At 72.6% G+C, this 456-nt stretch carries 1 protein-coding gene; it reads right to left on the minus strand.

The window, feature by feature from the left end; genetic code table 11:
• On the minus strand, positions 1–456 hold a 456-nt coding region (locus MRBLSP13_RS19930; RefSeq protein WP_363756250.1), incomplete at both ends, for an NAD(P)-dependent oxidoreductase.

Genomic DNA, 456 nt, shown 5'->3' on the forward strand with positions numbered 1-456 from the left:
CGCAGGCCAGCACCATATTGTTGGTGAGCTTGAGCAGCGAGGCGGTGGCGGGATCGGACCCGGCGGCGAAAGTCCGCCTGCCGATGGCGTCGAACAGCGGTTGCGCGTGCGCGACGGCGTCGGCGGGTCCCGCCGCGATGATGCCGAGCTGCCCGGCCGCCACGGCGGTAGGCCGGCCCAGCACGGGCGCTGCGACGAGCATCTGGCCGGCCTTCGCATGCGCGGCGGTCAGGTTGCGGATCGTGTCGCTGCGGTGGGTTCCCATCGCGATGTGCAGGCCGCCGGGCGGCAGGCTCTCGATCAGGCCGCCGGGGCCCTGGGCGACCTGCGCCAGGGCTTCGTCATTGGCGAGCATGGTGATGACAGGCGCGCCAAGCGCGGCGGCCTGCGCGATCGAATCGGCCTGCGTCGCACCCAGGTCAAGCAGTTCGCGCAGCCGATCCGGCGTGCGGTTCC

Origin of the sequence: Sphingobium sp. LSP13-1-1.1 (assembly GCF_040676415.1) — a bacterium.
Classification (GTDB): domain Bacteria; phylum Pseudomonadota; class Alphaproteobacteria; order Sphingomonadales; family Sphingomonadaceae; genus Sphingobium.